Genomic DNA, 18,684 nt, shown 5'->3' on the forward strand with positions numbered 1-18,684 from the left:
CTCCTCTATCGGGGCTTGCGTTCAATGATTTCCGCGTCAAATGTCGTCACCGCCTGGCGCACTTCCGGCCGGGCGTCGATGTAGTCCTTGAGATCCTGGGGCGACATGCGGTCGGATTCCTGGCCGCCCTCCTCCACCCGCACGGTCACGCCCTGCCCAAAATATTCCGACGCCAGGGCGGAGAGCTGGCGAAACTTATCCGGATGGATGAGCTGGCCCCGGTGAAAGGCGTTGGCACAGCCGATGACCACTTCGCCGGGAGCCGGGTCCGGGTGATAAACGCCGCGGGCCTGTTTGAGGCCGGCGATCTCGCCCTTCTTGGCGGCAAAACGCTTAAACCCGTCCCAATTCTGCGGGCCGGCCGGGGCTGTCCGGGCAGGAGCCTCGCCCATCGGATCCACCGGCGCGCCTGCGGCCGCAGCCGGCTGGTAGGCACGAGACGGGGCCTGGGCCGCAGGGGGCATTTGAGCCGCTTGCGGCGTCTGAACCGGAGCCTGAGCCGAGGACGAGGCCTGGGACAGCACCGGGGCCTGGGGTGCGGTCGGGGCCGGCCGATGCTGCCCATAGGGGGCCGGCTGATCGGCCAGAGGCTGGGGGCGATAGCCGCCTTGCCGGGGGGCCTGGGGCGCGCGGCCCGCGCCTGACCCGGGACCGGAGGCCGCTGCCGGCGTTGCCGGCGCGGAGCAGGCGGCGAGATTTTGCAACGGGAGCAGGCGCGGCAGATAGGCCATGTTGAGCAGCAACAGCTCCAAGGCCAGGGCCGGTTCCAGGCTCGTCTGCACCCGGCGCTGGCCCTCCAGCGTCATCTGCCAGCAGGCATGGATGTGGGCGGCCTCGATGCGACCGGCCCAGTCCAGCCATTGCCCGGCTTCCTCAGCCGGCAGATCGACCACGGACAGGGCCTTTTCGCCGGCTTGGCGCAAAAGAAAGAGGTTGCGCCACATGGAGGCCAGCTCGCGCAGAAAAAAGCCGATATCCAGGCCCTTGTCGAGCACTTGGCGCAGCACTTCAACCACACCCGGTCCGTCCTCGGCCCGGATGGCTTCGATCAGCCCGAAAAAGACGTCCTGCCCGGCCAGCCCGAGGACGTTTCGGGCGTCGGACTCGGTCAACTCCGCCCCGCCAAGGGCCAGGACCTGGGCCAAAAGCGACATGGAATCGCGCACGCTGCCGGCCCCGCGCCGGGCAATAAGGCTCACGGCCTTTGGCTCAAAGGGAACGGTCTCGCGCGTCAGCAGGCTGACCAGATGGGCTTCCAGCTCGGCCTGGGCCAGGCGTTTGAACAGATAGTGCTGGCAACGGCTGATGATGGTGGCTGGAAACTTGTGCGGCTCGGTGGTGGCCAGAATAAAGGTCACGCGCGCCGGCGGCTCTTCCAGGGTCTTGAGCAAGGCATTGAAGGCCGCCGTGGTCAGCATGTGGGCTTCGTCGATGATGAAGACCTTGTAGCGGCTGTTGAGCGGCGCATAGCCCACGTCTTCTTTGAGACGGCGGGCGTCGTCGACCTTGCCGTGGGTGGCGGCGTCGATCTCGATGACGTCGGGGCAGACCCCGGCGGTGATCTGGCGGCACTGGGAGCAGACGTTGCAGGGCTCGGCCGTGGGCGCTGTTTCACAGTTGAGCGCCTTGGCCAGCACCCGGGCCAGCGTGGTCTTGCCCACGCCGCGGGTGCCGCTGAACAGATAGGCCGGAGCAATCCGGTCCTCGGCGGCGGCCCGGGACAGGATGCGTTTGACGGCCTCCTGGCCGGCCACGTCGGCGAAGCGCTGCGGTCGATATTTGGCAGTAAGGCTGACAGTGCTCATGGGGCGTGTCCGGGCGATCCTGGCGCGGTGGTCGGGACCGCCCGGGGATGGTTACAGGCTATAACGGTACAGCCATTTGGCGTAGGCCGGGTTTTCACCCTTGACCACCTTGAAGAAGGCCGCCTGGAGAGCCTTGACCACAGGACCGGCATGGCCCTCGCCGATGACCCGGCGATCGAGTTCACGAATGGGGGTCAGCTCGGCGGCGGTGCCGGAGAAAAAGGCCTCATCGGACATGTAGACTTCATCACGGGTAAACAGCTGTTCCACCACGTCGTAGCCAAATTCCTTAGCCAGGGTGATGAGGCTGTCGCGGGTGATGCCGGCCAAAATCGAGGTCAGGGGCGGCGTCTTGATGCTGCCGTTTCGCACGATAAAGACGTTTTCCCCGGTGCCCTCGGCCACATAGCCGGTGGGATCGAGCATGAGCGCCTCGTCGTAGCCGTCGGCCAGGGCCTCGGTCTTGGCCAGCACGGAGTTGACGTAGTTGCCGACCACCTTGGCCTTGGTCATCATGACGTTGACATGGTGGCGGGTATAGCTCGAGGTGCAGATACGGATGCCCTTTTCCAGGGCTTCAGCGCCAAGATAAGCGCCCCACGGCCACACGGCAATGGCCACCCGGATGGGGTTTGGCCCGGGATTGACGCCCATGGCCTCGCCAGAGCCGATAAAAATGATGGGCCGGATGTAGCCGGCGGTCATCTTGTTGGCCTGAAGGGTCTCGATGCAGGCCTTGGCCAGCTGGTCCCGGGTGTAGGGGACCTTCATGTCCATGACCTTGGCCGAACCAAGCAACCGGTCGATGTGCTCGTTTAGGCGGAAGACCGCTGAGGAGCCATCGGTGCACTCGTAGGCCCGAATGCCTTCGAACACGCCGACACCGTAATGCAACGTGTGGGTAAGGACGTGCACATTGGCCTGGTCCCAGGGCACCATCGCACCGTCCATCCAGATAAAATCAGTCCGAACACCCATGATCCAACCCCCGTGCTGGAAACGTTTTCCGGGGAGCTTCCCGGATGGCGTCATGATTGCGCCGGCTATGGCCAAAACGTAAACGTGGCAACTTAGGCGCTTTGCCCTTCGGGGTCAAGACGGTCACGCCCTGGCGGACGGCAGGGCAGCCGGCGTCCCCTCGCCGCGCAACTCGTCGATGAGCCCTTCGATCACCCGGGCCTGCTCGGCCAGATCGGCCACAGCTCCAGCCGCCTGTGCCATGGCCTGGGCCGTATCCTCGGACACTCGGCCCACATCGGCAATGGTGCTTTCAATGGATTCGCTGGCGGCCGACTGCTGCTCGGAAGCGGCGGCAATGGAGCGCACCTGATCCGAGGCCGTTTCCACAAGGCTCACAATGGCGCTTAGCGCCTGCCCGGACTCGCCGGCCAGGGTATTGGCCGTTTCGATGACTGCGGCGGCTTCGCGCACGCCGGCCACGCCTTTCTGGGTACCGATCTGGATGTCCCGGATGGCCTGCCCCACCTCGGCCGTGGCGGTCATGGTCTTTTCCGCCAGCTTGCGCACCTCGTCGGCCACCACGGCGAATCCCCGGCCGGCGTCGCCGGCCCGGGCAGCCTCGATGGCGGCGTTCAAGGCCAGCAGGTTGGTCTGATCGGCAATGTCGGAAATGACCCCGAGCACCCGGCCGATGCCCTCGGCCTGGCTGCCGAGTTCGCCCATGTTCCGGGCCAGATCCAAGGCCTTGTCCCGGGCGGCGCTGATACCGTCGACAGCCCGGCGGACCACGATCGCTCCGCTTGCCGCCTTGTCCCGGGCCGCTGCCGCCGTTCCGGAGGCCGTGGCCGCGCTGTGGGCCACATCAACCACCGTGGAACGCATCTCGCCCATGGAGGCCACGGCTTCGGACAGGCGCAAGGACTGTTCCTGCGCCCCGTGGGTGGCCCGCTCGGTATGTCCGGCCAAGGCGTCGGCAGCCCCGGTCAGCACGCCGACCACCTCGGCCAGCCGACCAGCGGCATGGAGCATGCCTTCCTGCCGGGCGTTCTCGGCGGCCAACCGATGTTCGTCGGCGGCCTCCATGGCCGTGCAGGCCTTGGCCGCTTCGGCCGCAGCGTCCTCGCCCCGGGCCAGGGCCGTGGCGATGTTTTCCTTCAGGGAGTCAAGCATCCGGCGCAAGGCGTCGGCCAATTGGGCAATCTCGTCACGACCGGCCACATCCAACCGGGCTTCGAGATCACCGTCGGCAACAGCCCGGGCAAAAGCCACGCCCCTGGTCAGGGGCCGGGTAATGGACAAGGTGATGATGATGCCAAGCAGCGCCGAGACGGCCACGCACAGGGCTCCAACGACCATGAGCACGGTTGTCCGTTTGCCGACGTCGGCCAGGGCCGCGTCTGCCTGGGAGTCGGCCAGGGCACGGCTGCGTTCCAGCAGAAGATTGAGCGACTCCATGGCTTTTTTCTGGGAAAGGGTGGAAATGCCGATGGACAGGGTCAGGGCATTGCTGCGCTTGCCGTTGGAGACCAGGTCAAGCACCTGGGCATTGGTCTTGCGCCAGGCAGCCAGGGCGTCGTTAAATGCCTTCCACTGGACCGCTTCCTCCTCCCCCAGGGTCAGACCGTCGACTTCGGCCCGACCGGCATCGACCAAAGCCAGCCCAATCCGCAGATTGTCCCGTTGCCGGTCAAATTCCTTGGAATTGGCCAGTTCCGGCACCAGGATGGTGCGTTCGGCCGACTGGGCGGCAAGCAAGCCTTCCTTGACCATGCCAAGACCGGCCACGCACGGCAGCGTGTTGCCGGCCACCTCGGACAGGGCTGCGCCAGTGCGCAAAAGCCCCTGATAGCCAATGAAGCCGATGGCCAGGGCGGCCAGCGAGGTGACGACGATGAGGGTGAAAAGCTTGACGCCGACCTTGACGTTGCCCATGGCTTTGCTCCTTGAAACGACCAGGCACATCAGCGCCCAGGATCAGCCTGGATGGTTGTGGTTGGGCTGTGTTTGCCCTGCCGCGCCTGCCCTGTCAAACTTCGGGCGACGGCCTGGATTGCGGCCCTGCGTCTTCGTCGGCGTCAAGCGCCCCGGGCGGCTTGTCCAAGGGCGGCGGCAGCGCCTCCAGGGGCGGCTCGGCCAAGGCCTCGCCCCGCTCCCGGGAATCCAAAAAGGCCAGAAAGGTTTTGGCCTCGGGGAAGTCGGCATTAAGGCGCAGGGCCTTGCCGAGTATGGCCCGGGAACTTTTCAGCCGTCCCTTTTCAAACAGCGTCCGAGCCATATTATAGAGAAGATGCTCGTCAGTGCGGCACAAGAGGTAGGCTCGGCTGTAGTAGCGCATGGCTTCGTCGTACATGCCAAGCTTTCGCATCTGGATGCCGAATGCATTATAAAGATGCTTATGCTCGGGCAAAAAAGCCGCGTCGATGCGCATGATTTTGTGGAACACGGCATCGGCGTTGTGTTTTTCCTGGCGCTCCAGGTAGGTCAGCCCCAGACCGAAGGCCGCCTTGACGTGTTCCTCATCCAGCCGCAAAATGACTTTGTATTCAAATTCGGCGGCAAAAAGCTCCTGGCGCTGCCGATGGGCGTCAGCGGTTGAGACAGACTCCTCCAGCCGACGCATAATCGGCACAACCTTGTTGAGATAAATCGATGGTTCAGGCTGGTATTGGGTCAGCAGCTGCTCACGGGTGATAAACCGCTTGGTTCCGGAAGGGATGAAAGTGCGGTTGAGGCGCTGGATGGCCACCCGTCCCAGCTCGTCTTGCTGCTCGGCATAAAAAAAGATGCGCTGACTGGCCCGGCTGATGCCCGCGATGCCGAGCAGTCGCTGCGAATCAATGGAAAAAACGCCCTTGACGGGCTTGTGGCCGGAAGCGGCCCTGGTATGGGAAACGGGTGGTTCTGGCATGACGCTTGGCAGAGTGTATTCCGTTTCATACCCACGTCCGGGGTGTTTCGGCAAGCTGTCTGAAAAAGCTGGCGAACCAGGCGTGTTGACAGTTTTTTTTCCAGGCGCGTATAGTCTGTGATGCCGCGACGACACCCGTCGCAACCGGCAAGCGCAGAGCGGACGGGCCGACATCCACGCACCCCCAGGGAAGGCCATGCAGATAGACGAATATCCGATATTGGTGGAACAACTTTGTCCGGGGCTTTTTATTCGCATTGACGAACCCGGTCTGTCCCACCCCTTCCCGCCCAAGGGATTCAAGCTGCGCACAGAGGCCGAGGTGGCCAAGGTCGTTGGCCTGGGGCTTGCCCATGTCTATTGCGTCCCCGACAAGTCCGATCGCCTGCCTATTTCCCTGGAAGAACTCGACGGTCTGGTCGGAAAACGCCAGAAAGGTCCCTGGGCCACCGCCCGCACCCCGGTTTCGGCAGAACTTTCAAGTCTCAAACGAGAGACGATTGAGCGCAACAAGGACCGCATCGAACGGTTTGCCGCCTGCGAACGTCGGTACGAAAAGGCCATGGACAAGGTGGTCGAGGCCATTAAAAAGGTCAGTTCCCCCAACGCCGAAGTGCTGGAGGCGGCCGGGGAAGTCGTTGGTCCCATGGCCGAGATGTTTCTCTCCGACCTGGACGTGCTCATAAACGTCATGACCTCCAAGATGCGCGACGAGGCCAAGCACTACCACGCGTTGAACGTGGCTGTGCTGTCCATGATGCTGGCCAAGGAGATGGGCCTGGGCAAAACCGAGATCGAAGAGGTCGGGGTCGGCTCACTGTTTCACGACGTCGGGAAGGGGCGGGTGCCCATCCAGCGGTTTTCCAAGGGCAACATGGTGACCATGAGCAAGGTGCTCAAGGAATACTACATGGAACATCCCAAGATCGGGGCCAAGATGCTGGCTGCCGTCCCGGGATTTCCGCCCTCGGCCCAGATGCTGGTCCTGCAGCACCACGAATTGCTCGACGGCACAGGTTTTCCGGCCCGGGTCCAAGGGACGGCCATGGTTCTTGGGGCGCGCATTGCCGCCGTGGCCAACGTCTACGACCGTTTTTTAAACGCCAAAGACGGCAGCGCCCTGCGCACCCCGCACGAGGCCATGAAGGCCCTGTATAAACGGCGCGGCCCGCTTGATCCCAAGGCCGTGACCATGTTTATCCGCAAGCTCGGCGTCTACCCCCCGGGCTCCCTGGTCGAACTCTCCAACACCATGCAGGGTATGGTCGTCTCGGCCAATATGAGCGACTCCCTGCGCCCGAGCATCAAGGTCTACCACCCGGACATCCCCAAACGCGAGGCGCTCATCATCGATCTCACCATCGAAACCGAACTGACCGTGGTCAAGGCCCTTCGCCCCGAAGCGCTGAGTCCGGATGTGCTGTTGTACCTTAATCCCGGCAAGCAGGTATCCTACTATGTGGACGCCGCGCCCCGGTCCTAGTTTCCGTCTGCCGCTGCAACGGAGCCGCCCGTGATCCGTCCGGGCTCGCCGGCCCGCGCTCTCATGCGGACCCTGCGCACCGGCCTTTCCCAGCCGCCGGGATCGGACATCACTGCCCTCTTGCCTCTGGCCCGCCAAACCCTGGCTTTTATTGACCGCAGTGCCGCAGACGACCCGGCCACTGCCGCCGATGCGTCCGAACTGGCCTTTCTCCTGGCTGCCCTGCTCAACGCCGGGGATGAACATTTCACCAGACAGGCCTTTCCCATGCTCTTTCGCTTGGGGGTCGAAGGCGAGGTGCTCTCCGTCACCCACCTGGAAACCATGCCCGAGGAGCAGGCCCTGTCCCTGCTTGGAAGCCTGGGCGACGAGGAAAAGCTCCTTTTTGCCAACGCCTTTTTCCGTCGCCCCCGGGCCGAGCGCCCCAAAACCGCTGCCCTTTGCCTGGAAGTCATTGCCGACGTGGTGGAGCGCACCCCGGATGAACTGCTGATACTCCTGGATTTGCTGGCTAACCGCCACGAGTATCCGGCTCTGCCGCTGCGAAACGCCCTTATCCGGGGACGTCTGGGCATGTGGCTCAAGCGGCTTATCCAGATGGATCTCTCGGCCGAACAGACCCGCTACATGGCCCGGGTGGCCGGACGGTTGCGCGAACCCGGGCTGGTGGAACAACTGGCTGAGCGCCTGGGCGATATCGACGAAGTGTCGGCCGAAATCATTTGCCGGGCCCTGGCTGAAACGCCGGGCATTGACGCCGCTATCGTCGCCCAGCCGGTAAAGACCCTGATCGAGGCTGCAGAACCGTCCCTGGCCGCCGCCGCCCTTTGCGCCTTGGTGCGCTGCGACGAGATGCAGGCCGCCAGTGTCTGCGCCGCCCTGGCCGCTGCCAACCCCGGCCGTATTCCCGAACTGGCCCCGGCCCTGGCCGCCATGTCGCTCCCCGCTTTTGGCCAAGCCCTGCGTGAAATGCCGCCGCAGACCCGGCGCGCCATGCTGTGCGCCGTATACTGCATCCTGGCCGCCGCCCTGCCGGGAGCGACCCAGGCCGCCGCCCGATCCATCGCCAAGGCCGGCATGGCCCCCAAGGCGCTGCTTTCGGCCCTGGCCGCGGATCTGGGCCACCGTTCCCGGGCCGCCTCGCGCCCTTTTCCCAAACGCCCCCCTCTCCCCGGCCAGACGTCGGCCACGGGAGCGCCCAAAGGTCTGTGGAGCCGGGTCAAAACCCTGGTTGCCGCCCCGCCGCCCGGCCCGTCCTCCGAACCATCGGAGACCCTGCGCCGGGACATGGCCACACCGGGCGCCCAAATCCACAAGCGCCAGATCATGTGGACCAACCTTGACGGGGCAAATGTTGCCGCGGTGGTGTTTTCACGCTGTTCACTCAAAGCGGCCAGCTTCATTGAGGCCGTCCTCGCCGGGACAAGCTTTGTCGGCGTCCAGTTTTCCGACGTCAATTTCGAGCGATCCCGATTAAACGGCGTTTCTTTTCGGGCCTGCCGCTTTCTCAACTGCCGCTTCAACGAGGCCATCCTCCAGGATGTGCAGTTTATGGACTGTGAGCTGCGCCTGTGCGCTTTTGGCGGCGTAATCGGACGGGACGTGTCCATGACCGGATTTGACGCCCTGGAATGCGATTTTGTGGGCGCTGCCCTGTCCGGACTCTCGTTGGTGCGCTGCCGGCTGCGGGCGGTCAGCTTCATCCGAGCCGTACTGGACGATCTTGCCTGCCGAGGCGTCCTTTTTTCCGACTGCTTGTTCGAAATGGCCGCTTTTGAGCGGGCACGCCTGGTCAGTGTGCGCACCGAAGGCTGCTACTTCGCGGCCTCGCGTTTTTCCGGACCAACCGATGAACCGGACATTCTCGGGGCCATGGCCAAGGACGAGGCCCTGGCCGTCATTGACGCCCTCGGCGCCGGATCGCCGCTGCCCCCGGACCTGACCGATGGTCCCGGACTGCGCCTGCTGGCGGCCGTGTGCGACGGCGTCCTTTCCGGTCGGGATATCCGTCGTCGCCGGCTGACGCTGCTGGCCAACAACAAGCGGCGTCTGGCCTGGGCCAGACGCCGGCTTGGCCCGTCAGCAGCCGCCTTCCTGGAGATGTTGCCGGGGTTGATCGAGGCGCCGCTTGTGCGCGAGGAAACCGGCATCCGCCCCGGCCCGGCGGCCCGCATCGCCGGGTTTGCCCCCAACCTGACCGCCGCCCGCCTGCTGGCCGCCCATTTCGGCGACCAAGCCGACACAGGGCAAACCATTCCGGAAGACGCCATTGCCGTGGAAGCGGTCTATACCATCGGCAGCGTGGGCACCGTGGCCCAGACCGAAGATTCCGACCTCGACATCTGGGTGTGCATCGCCCAGGCCGATGCCGCCCGTCCGGACCTGCCTGCGTTCCAGGACAAGCTCGATGCCATCAGCCGGCAGGCCGAGCGCGACTATGCCCTGGAAATCCATTTTTTCCGCATGAGCGTGACCGACATCCGCGACAACATTTTCGGTTACTCCGAAGACGAGGGCTACGGCTCGGCCCAGGGCTGCCTGCTCAAAGAGGAATTCTATCGCACGGCGCTGGTGGCGGCCGGCAAAAAGCCGGCCTGGTGGTACGCGCCGCCGGGCATCGGCCAGGAGGCCTATGAGCGATCCCTGGCAGCCATGGCCCGCTCGACGCCGGACGTGGCGGCCGACACCCTGGATTTCGGCTGTGTGCGCTCCATAGCCGGCGACGAATACTTTGGGGCCTCGTTGTGGATGATTGTCAAATCGCTGACCAGTCCGTTCAAATCCATTATCAAGTTCGGCCTGCTGGAAAAATACGCCGCGCACCCGGGTGATCCGGAGCTGTTGTGCGAGACGCTCAAGGCCTTCATTTTCGCCAATCAGGGGGGGCTTTGGCGCTGTGACCCCTACGCCCTGCTATTTCGGGAGGTCAGCCGCCACTACCAGGAAGACGGCCAGACCGGGGCCGTGGAATTGCTGCGGCAGGCCTTTTTGCAAAAAACCGGTTTCGATCCCTGCGACGAATACGCCAGCCGTACCGGCGAAACCATTCTTGACCACTTTTTTCCCTATGCCCCGCCGTCGTTTCGTTCCTGCCCGCCGCCGACGAAAAAGACCGGGGGAGCAGAGGAAGAGGGGTTTGCCCGGGCGACAGCATTGTGCGACGCTATCTCCACCTATTTTCTCAAGGCCTATGAACGGCTCAAGACCCGAAGCACGGCCCTGGGCAACAGCGGCGGACTGACGGAACGCGACCAGACCATGCTGTCGCGGCGTATCGGGGCGAGTTTCGGCCGGCGGGTGGGCAAAATCATGCGCCTGCCCTTTTTGCGGCCGGGACGACATCTCTTTGCCTCGCTGGAAATCGGCCTGGAAGATGGGAAATCCCGTGACGCCACGTTTGTGGCCCGGGGTGAAGCGGCCGGGGGGGATCGAAAGGCGCGCCAAAAGGAGACGCTTCGCCAGGAGGCCTCGGTGGTGCGGCTGGCCGTCTGGCTCGTTGCCAACGAACTGTATCGCCCGGGGCTGCATGTCCAAGCCACGCTGCTGCCTGCGCCGCTCACCCTGCCGGATTTCACCGGACTTATTAACGCCGTCTACGACGTCTTCCCGGCCCGGGAAACCTTTACTCCCCCCCTGTCCTGGGGGCTGGCCGACGAGCGGGTCACAACCGCCCTGCTGGTCGTCAACATGCTCGCCCCGCGCGAGGAACGCGGCACGGTCAGCATCGATACGCTCTACGCCACCAACTGGGGAGAACTCTTTCACCTGGAGCGCACAGCCGCCCTGGAACCGCTGGCCCACTCGCCCCGGGACTATCTCATTGAATCCATGGGGTTGACTCTTGATCCCGACGCCCGCATCGAAGTCTTTGTCCCGGTCAAATCCCAATGCCAGGCCGTGCGCCGGGCCAGACGTTAAAGCAACGCTTTAGCTTTTCGCCTGCACCCAGGTCCGCTGCAAACCGGCCGCCCCTTCCAGAGGCGCTACCGGTGGACAGTTTCCTCGACCGGTTCGGCGTTGAGCGGCACAGGCGGCGTCAGGTACAGTCTGTTGCTGTCGAAACGATTGGCCGCACGGAACCACAGCCAGTAAAACGACGGTGTGACAATGCGCCGGTTGCCGACCCAGTCCATGAGCAGATGACCGGTGATCCCGATGGTCAGGCCCACGCCCCAGGCGGCAGCCACCCCGGTGCCGACGAGCAGCCATAGGAAACAGACCAGCTCAAAGGAGTGCAGAACCAGATACAGGCGGGGCAGACGGCCTTCTTCGCAACTGGCAAAAAAGTGCTGCGTGCCGTCCCAGCGCTTGTTGCACAGCATGTAGTCCAGGACATGGTCGCAATCGATCAGCACGCTGGAGACGCCGGCCATGAAGGCGGCGGAAAACCGTCCGCCAGTGGCGGCGTAGGCGGCAACGGCCAGCGGAATGGCACTGAGACAATGGGATGCAAGTTTCACGAGTCGGTCTTCCTTGCTGCGGCCCGGCGGCCGGCCTGGGTCAGCCGGCCGCTGTAGGCCGAGATGTCGTATTCGTAGTAGTCCAGTTCAAACAAGCGGCGAAAAAGCCGCCAGGACCGGGCCGGTCCCAGTCCCAGGGACGTGGCGGCCTCGCCCGGCATCACGCGGTCCGGAAAGGGCGCATCGGGCAAGCTGGCCAGGGCCACAAGCAAACGCCGGGCCTCCGGTTCCAGATCGTCATCCATGGGCTAGCCCACTGCCGGAGGCTGGTTGCCTGCAAAGGCGGCCGGCGTCAAGGCGCGTTTGCCCACTCCCCCGGCTGGCAGCGTTGTCTCGGGTTGCGCCAGACAATTCCCATCATGTTTGTTAGGCAACAACACCATGAATTTATAGATTTTATTCACAATAAAACAGCAATGCCTTTTTGTGAAAGCGATGCGCGGCGCAGCAAGGGCGAGATGGAGGCAGAGTTCCAAAGCTGCGCTGCGCTGCCTGTGGGCTTACACCCCGGCAGCGGCCAGGGCCGCGTCCACGATCTCCTTGGCCTCAGTCTGCAAAGCCTTGAGGTGGTCGCGGCCCTTGAAGCTTTCAGCATAGATTTTATAGACGTCCTCGGTGCCTGAAGGCCTGGCGGCAAACCAGCCGTTTTCCGTGGTCACCTTGAGACCGCCGATGGCCGCGCCATTGCCCGGGGCGGTGGTGAGCCGGCCGGTGATGGCCTCGCCGGCCAGGGACGCGACCTGCACCATCTCGGGCGAAAGCTTGGCCAGGACGGCCTTTTGCGCCTTGCTGGCCGGGGCGTCCGTGCGCTCATAGACCGGCTCGCCGTAGCGGGCCGTCAGGTCGGCGTAATGGGCGGCCGGGTCCTTGCCGGTCTTGGCCGTGATTTCGGCCGCCAGCAAGTCCATGATGATGCCGTCTTTGTCCGTGGTCCAGACCGTGCCGTCGGTGCGCAGATAGGAAGCCCCAGCGCTCTCTTCACCGCCAAAGCCGAACGAGCCGTCAACAAGGCCCGGCACGAACCATTTAAAGCCCACCGGCACCTCGCACAGCCGTCGGCCAAGCCCGGCCGCCACCCGGTCGATCATGGCGCTCGACACCACGGTCTTGCCCACGGCCGCGTCGGTCCGCCAGCGCTTGCGCGTGGCAAACAGATAGTTGATGGCCACGGCCAGATAGTTGTTGGGGTTCAAGAGTCCGGCCGAGCGGGTGACGATGCCGTGGCGGTCGTAATCGGGATCGTTGCCAAAGGCGATGTCGTAGGCGTCGCGGTGCTCAATCAGCCGGGCCATGGCATAGGGCGAGGAGCAATCCATCCGGATTTTCCCATCCCGGTCCACGGTCATAAACGAAAAGGTCGGGTCCACCACGTCGCTTATAAGCGACAGGTTCAGGCCATAGCGTTCAACCAGGGGTTCCCAGTAGGCCACGCCCGAGCCGCCCAGCGGATCGACGCCGATGCGGATGCCGGAGTCGCGGATGGCGGCCATGTCGCAGATATTGGCCAGATCGGCCACGTAGGGCGCGATATAATCATAGTGCTCAACGCACGCCGCAACCAGGGCAGCGGCCAGGGGGATGCGGCGCACCCCGACCAGCCCCTTTTCCAGAAGAGCGTTGGCCGCTTCCTGGACGGATTTGGTGATGTCGGTGTCGGCCGGACCGCCCGAGGGCGGGTTGTACTTGAAGCCGCCGTCTTCCGGGGGATTGTGCGAGGGCGTGATGACGATGCCGTCGGCTAAAACACCCTTGTGGTCGCGGTTGAAGGTCAGGATGGCATGGGAAATGACCGGCGTTGGCGTATAGCCCCGTCCGGTCTGGATGCGTGTGGCCACGCCGTTGGCGGCCAGGACTTCCAGGGCGGTGATCCAGGCCGGTTCGGACAGGGCGTGGGTGTCCATGCCGAGATAGAGCGGCCCGCTAATCCCCTGCCCCTGGCGGTAGTTGCAAATGGCCTGGGTGGTGGCCAAAATATGGTCTTCATTAAAGGAGCCGTTAAACGACGTCCCACGATGCCCGGAGGTGCCAAACGACACCCGGCACCCGGGGTCGGTCGGATCGGGTTTGACGGCATAGTAGTCGGCGACCAGACGCGGCACATTGACAAGCAGCGAACGCGGCGCCGGTTTGCCGGCGAGGGGACTGACGGGCATGGGAATTCCTCCTTGAACTGTGGCCTGTTCATAGTGCCGCAATGGGGCGGAATCGTCCACATTGGACGACGATTCCAGGGAAAATCGCGGGGGGTCGATGCGCAGGCTGCGGCAGATGGGGCATTTGCCGGGTTTTCCCAGCCGGTCACGCTTGGCAAACACATGGCCGCAACCGAGGCATCGGGCCGGATGCACAAGCAACCGGGCAGAAGAACGGCGAAGGGAACGTTGCACATGCTCCAAAGCGTCCACGACGGCTTTTTCGCCGGCCCGCACCAGACCGGACAGCTCCAGGGCCGTGGCCGGGGCATCAAGGCCGGCCAGCGCATCACGCAGCGCCTGGGCCAGGGTCTTGTCCCGACAGGGCGCAATCGCGGCTTTTGGAGGACGCATGGCGGCGGATGACGGCTAGAGGCAGTACTTCCAGACGTCCTGGACCGTGGCGAAGAGCATCAGGCCCAAAAGCGCCAGCCAGCCGCCGACGGCTGCCGGCAGATAGAGCCGCGACAGGCGGCTCCACAGGCGCGTGGCCACGTCAAAGACCATCTTGCCGCCGTCGAGCGGCAGCACCGGCAGCAAATTGAACACAGCCAGCGACAGGGACAGGTGGGCGGCCAGGATGCCATAACGCATGGCGTCCGCCTGGGCGAACCGACCGCCCTCAGCCACGATGCCAACCACGCTGCTGACCTGTGCGGGATGGTGGAAAAGGCCGGCCAGTCCGGTCAGGATGGTGGCCAGGGTCTGCCCGGTCAAAAGAAACGGTTTGATGGCCAGACCGAGCCAAGTGGCTCCAACCGGAATCGGAGCGGCCAGGCACAGCGCCCCGTAACAGGCCAGGGCAAACAGGACATTGGCCAGGGGGCCGGCCAGGGAAAAAAGCAGGCGCTTGCCAAGGGGCAGGGCCAGATAGGCCCGTTCGTCCGGCAGGTCCGGCAACACATAGCCGCCAAGGGGCACGGCGCACAGGCAGTAGCGCACCCCGCCAACCGTGCGGCTGGCCACCACCGGGCCAAAGCCCAGGGCAAAGCGGGCAATCGGCACTCCGACCAACCGGGCCGCCACAAAATGGCCCAATTCATGGATAAATATCAGGACGCCGAGGAGCGCGACGACAGCCGCGTAGCTCATGGCCAGCCTCCGTCAGACCGGGATAAGCCCGGCCGGCGATTCAGATAAAATCCGGGTCGATGGCCGCCTTGCCGCCGGCCATGACCAGCTTGACGAAGCGCACCGAGCGGTCGTCCACCGGCACGATGGGAAACCGCCCCCGGCAGGCGTCACAGGCGATCATGGTCGGCTTGACCGGGGCCACCACCGGCACTTCGCGCCGACAAAAAGGACACGGATAGAGAAAAACGAGTTCTACGCCCACGGGTTTGGCCGGGGTCAGCGGTTTGCGTTGTTCGGTACTCATGCCTGCTCCGTGACGAGACTGACGCCGGTCATGGCCGCCGGCACGGGCAATCCGGCCAGGGTCAGAATGGTGGGGGCGATATCGCCGAGTTTGCCCGGGGAAAGGGTCGCCCCCCGGCGGTCCGGGTCCACCAGGATCAGGCGCACGGGATTGAGCGTATGGGCCGTCATGGGGCCGCCGTCCGGGGCGATCATTTCCTCGGCATTGCCGTGGTCGGCCGTCACCAGCATCCGCCAGCCGGCCGCAGCCACGGCTGCGGCAATGCGGGCCACGCAGGCGTCCACAGTCCTGACTGCGGCCTCGGCCGCCTCCAGGATGCCGGTGTGCCCCACCATGTCGCAGTTGGCCAGATTGACCACGGTCAGGCTGTGGCCCTGATCCATGGAAGCCAGAAAGGCGTCGGTGACGGCCGCCGCGCTCATCTCGGGCTTGAGGTCATAGGTGGCCACCTCGCGCGGCGAGGGAATGAGCCGGCGGGCTTCCCCGGGGAAGGGCTCCTCGCGGCCGCAATTGAAAAAATAGGTGACGTGGGCGTATTTTTCCGTCTCGGCCAGTCGCAACTGGGTCAGCCCCTCCCGGGAATAGACCTCGCCCAGCACATCGGTGACGGCCACCGGGGCAAAGGCCGCCGGCAGTCCAAACGAACCGTCGTACTCGGTCATAGTGGCAAAGGCGGAAAGTTTCGGCACGCGACCCCGGGCAAAACCGTCGAAATCGGCGGCTGTCAGCGCCCGGGTGATCTCCCTGGCCCGGTCGGCCCGGAAGTTGAAGAAAAAGACGGCATCCCCGTCACGCATGCTTCCTTCGCCGTCGGGAAGCACGCGGGGCTTGACGAACTCGTCGGTCTCTCCGGCGGCATAGGCAGCCTCGACAGCGGCGACCGGGTCGGTGAACGCCTCGCCAATACCCTCGGTCAGGGCGGCGTAGGCCGCAGCCACCCGCTCCCAACGGTTGTCGCGGTCCATGGCGTAGTACCGGCCGATCAGGGAGGCGATGCGCCCTGTACCCAGATGCTTGAGGAATCCGTCGAGGTCGGCCACGTAGCCGGCCCCGCTCTGGGGCGGGGTGTCCCGGCCGTCGAGCAGGGCGTGGACCAGGACGTCGCGCTGGCCCAGGCCGGCCAGGGCGGCAATGAGCGCCTTGGCATGGCGCAGGTGGCTGTGCACTCCGCCGTCGGACACAAGGCCCATGAGGTGGACCCGCCCGCCTGCGGCCAGGGACGCCCGAGCCAGTTCGGCCAACACCGGATTATTGGCTAGGGAGCCGTCTTCCATGGCGATATCGATGCGGGTCATGTCCTGGTAGACGATCCGACCGGCCCCAATGTTCATGTGGCCGACTTCGGAATTGCCCATAAAGCCGTCCGGCAGGCCCACGGATCGGCCCGAGCAGGCCAGGGTGGTGGACGGATAGGCGGCCAGCAGGCGGTCGATGGCCGGAGTGCCGGCTTCGGTCACGGCATTGCCGGGTCCGGCCACAGCCACCCCCCAGCCGTCCAGGATGAGCAGCAGGGTCGGAGTCGGTTTCATAACGCGCTCATCGGGCCTTGCGGGTCTTGCGAATCGTCCTGATCGTCCAGTTCGTCCGCATCATCCAACGCATCCGGATCATCATCCAGCGGGTCTTTCGGCCCTTTCGTGCGCTGGGGCAGGGTCAGGGCAAGAGGCTTGCCCTCAGACCACAGGCCTTCGATATTGTAAAAGGACCGCTGGTCTTCCTGAAAGATATTGACCAGCACGTCGTTGAGGTCGAGCAGCACCCATTGGCCGGTATTGTAGCCTTCCATGCCAAGGTAGGAAAAGCCGTGATCGCCGCAGTTGGCCAGGACATAGTCGGCCAGAGCCTGGGCCTGACGCACGCTGGCCGCCGAGGCCATGACCATGGCGTCGCAGATGGGGCTCAAGCCGGCGACGTCAACGGCCTTGATGTCTTTGGCTTTTTTTTCATGAAGCCACAGGGCCACCCGGGCGGCCTTGTGGGCAGGGGAAAGATTGGCATCAGTCGGTTTTGCGGGCATTTCATCTCCAAAAAATAGTCATGCCGTCCGGTTCCCGGACAACGGCAGTGCTCTACGCGATTTGCCGACGTCCCGCAAATGCGCAGCCCTCATTTTTCCCGGCCCTCACTTGACGCCGCCGGTTGCTTTCGGCAGGAATCTCCCTTGGATGCGCCTATGACGCCATTTGGAGGAATCCCATGATTTTCGATATGGACATCGAAACCCTGCCCAGGGAAGATCTCGAAGCCCTGCAACTCAAGCGGCTGAAAACACAGTGCGAACGGGTCTACGCCAATGTGGCCTTTTACCGCCGGGCCTTTGATGAAGCCGGGATCAAGCCTGCCGATATAAAAAGCCTGGCCGACCTGCGCTATCTGCCGTTCACCGAAAAGCAGGATCTGCGCAATCATTATCCCTTCGGCCTGTTTGCCGTGCCCAAGGACAACGTGGTCCGCGTCCATGCCTCCTCCGGCACCACCGGCCGGGCCACGGTGGTCGGCTACACCCAGCGCGACATCGACACCTGGGGCAGGCTGGTGGCCCGGTGCTTTGCCGCCGCCGGAGCGACCCGCCGCGACATCATCCACGTGGCCTACGGCTATGGCCTTTTTACCGGCGGTCTCGGGGCGCACTACGGAGCCGAGCACCTGGGAGCCATCACCGTTCCGGTTTCCGGCGGCGGCACGCGGCGTCAGGCCATGCTGCTCAAAGATTTCGGAGCCACGGTCATTTGCTGCACTCCTTCCTACAGCCTGGTGCTGTACGAGACGGCGCTCGAAGCCGGCATCGATTTCAAGGATCTGCCCCTGCGGGTGGGCGTCTTTGGCGCCGAACCCTGGACCGAAGAGATGCGCCGGGACATTGAGACCAAGATGGGCATCAAGGCCATCGACATTTATGGCCTGTCCGAAGTCATGGGACCGGGCGTCGGCATCGAGTGCGTTGAGGCCCAGGCCGGCGCGCACCTCATGGAAGACCATTTCCTGTGCGAAGTCATCGACCCGGTGACCAAGGAGCCGGTGGCTCCGGGAGAGGCCGGCGAACTGGTCATCACCACGCTGACCAAGGAAGCCCAGCCGGTCATCCGCTACCGCACCCGCGACATCACCCGCCTGGTGTATACGCCGTGCAAATGTGGCCGCACCTTTGCCCGGATGCAGCGCGTCCATGGCCGCAGCGACGATATGCTGATCATCCGGGGAGTGAACGTCTTCCCGTCCCAGATCGAGAGCATATTGCTGGAAACCGAAGGGCTCACCCCCCACTACCAGCTTGTGGTGCGCCGCGACGGCAACCTCGATACGCTGACCGTCCAGGTGGAAGTGGATGAAAAGATCTTCTCCGACGAGGTGAAAAACCTCCAGCGCCTGGAAGGCAAGATCCAGAAGAACATCAAGGAATTCCTGGGCGTCACCGCCCAGGTCAAGCTTGTGGAACCCCGGGGCATCCAGCGCTCCGAGGGCAAGGCCAAACGTATCCTGGACCTGCGTAACGACTAA

The 18,684-nt window shown here is 64.3% G+C and carries 14 protein-coding genes; 3 read left to right on the top strand and 11 right to left on the bottom strand.

The genetic code is table 11. From position 1 onward, the window contains the following. Positions 1–5 precede the first annotated feature (5 nt). The 4 genes from dnaX to NY78_RS01155 form a co-directional block, all read right to left on the bottom strand. Entirely contained in the window at positions 6–1,805 is a 1,800-nt protein-coding gene (gene dnaX / locus NY78_RS01140; RefSeq protein WP_043630634.1) for a DNA polymerase III subunit gamma/tau, read from the bottom strand. A gap of 51 nt (positions 1,806–1,856) precedes the next feature. Beyond that, positions 1,857–2,783, bottom strand: coding sequence for a branched-chain amino acid transaminase (locus NY78_RS01145; RefSeq protein ID WP_043630637.1), 927 nt, complete (start codon positions 2,781–2,783; stop codon positions 1,857–1,859). 123 nt (positions 2,784–2,906) lie between these two features. Next, the gene (locus NY78_RS01150) at positions 2,907–4,697 is read right to left on the bottom strand and encodes a methyl-accepting chemotaxis protein (protein WP_043630639.1); all 1,791 of its coding nucleotides are present in this window, start codon (positions 4,695–4,697) and stop codon (positions 2,907–2,909) included. Positions 4,698–4,791: 94 nt separating this feature from the next. Then, entirely contained in the window at positions 4,792–5,673 is an 882-nt protein-coding gene (locus tag NY78_RS01155; RefSeq protein WP_043630641.1) for a tetratricopeptide repeat protein, read from the bottom strand. 196 nt (positions 5,674–5,869) lie between these two features. Here NY78_RS01155 and NY78_RS01160 point away from each other — a divergent pair, with 196 nt between their 5' ends. Next, complete coding sequence (locus NY78_RS01160; RefSeq protein ID WP_043630643.1) at positions 5,870–7,156, top strand: HD-GYP domain-containing protein; 1,287 nt, start codon at positions 5,870–5,872, stop codon at positions 7,154–7,156. Between the two features lie 30 nt (positions 7,157–7,186). After that, positions 7,187–11,074, top strand: a complete 3,888-nt coding sequence (locus NY78_RS01165) for a class I adenylate cyclase (protein ID WP_043630645.1) — start codon at positions 7,187–7,189, stop codon at positions 11,072–11,074. 65 nt (positions 11,075–11,139) lie between these two features. Here NY78_RS01165 and NY78_RS01170 read toward each other — a convergent pair whose 3' ends face one another. From NY78_RS01170 to rsfS, 7 genes are all read right to left on the bottom strand, one after another. Then, positions 11,140–11,616, bottom strand: a complete 477-nt coding sequence (locus NY78_RS01170; protein WP_043630647.1) for a hypothetical protein — start codon at positions 11,614–11,616, stop codon at positions 11,140–11,142. After that, positions 11,613–11,861 (bottom strand): hypothetical protein, encoded by a 249-nt coding sequence (locus NY78_RS01175; protein ID WP_043630649.1) that lies wholly within the window; start codon positions 11,859–11,861, stop codon positions 11,613–11,615. The genes NY78_RS01170 and NY78_RS01175 overlap by 4 nt, the downstream gene beginning before the upstream one ends. 255 nt (positions 11,862–12,116) lie before the next feature. After that, positions 12,117–13,769 carry a phosphoglucomutase (alpha-D-glucose-1,6-bisphosphate-dependent) gene (pgm, locus tag NY78_RS01180; RefSeq protein WP_043630867.1) on the bottom strand — a complete coding sequence of 551 codons (1,653 nt, stop codon included), beginning with the start codon at positions 13,767–13,769 and terminating at the stop codon, positions 12,117–12,119. Between the two features lie 408 nt (positions 13,770–14,177). After that, a complete protein-coding gene (locus NY78_RS01185) occupies positions 14,178–14,900 on the bottom strand; it encodes a site-2 protease family protein (protein ID WP_043630650.1) in 723 nt (240 codons plus the stop codon). A 40-nt stretch (positions 14,901–14,940) separates the two neighbouring features. Beyond that, positions 14,941–15,186: a hypothetical protein gene (locus tag NY78_RS01190; RefSeq protein WP_043630652.1), complete on the bottom strand. Its 246-nt coding sequence runs from the start codon at positions 15,184–15,186 to the stop codon at positions 14,941–14,943. Further along, positions 15,183–16,715 (bottom strand): 2,3-bisphosphoglycerate-independent phosphoglycerate mutase, encoded by a 1,533-nt coding sequence (gene gpmI, locus NY78_RS01195; RefSeq protein ID WP_043630653.1) that lies wholly within the window; start codon positions 16,713–16,715, stop codon positions 15,183–15,185. Before gpmI ends, NY78_RS01190 begins: the two co-directional genes overlap by 4 nt. Continuing rightward, complete coding sequence (rsfS, locus tag NY78_RS01200; RefSeq protein WP_043630655.1) at positions 16,712–17,203, bottom strand: ribosome silencing factor; 492 nt, start codon at positions 17,201–17,203, stop codon at positions 16,712–16,714. Before rsfS ends, gpmI begins: the two co-directional genes overlap by 4 nt. A 179-nt stretch (positions 17,204–17,382) precedes the next feature. Here rsfS and NY78_RS01205 point away from each other — a divergent pair, with 179 nt between their 5' ends. Continuing rightward, positions 17,383–18,684: a phenylacetate--CoA ligase family protein gene (locus NY78_RS01205; RefSeq protein ID WP_043630657.1), complete on the top strand. Its 1,302-nt coding sequence runs from the start codon at positions 17,383–17,385 to the stop codon at positions 18,682–18,684.

Origin of the sequence: Desulfovibrio sp. TomC (assembly GCF_000801335.2) — a bacterium.
GTDB lineage: Bacteria > Desulfobacterota > Desulfovibrionia > Desulfovibrionales > Desulfovibrionaceae > Solidesulfovibrio.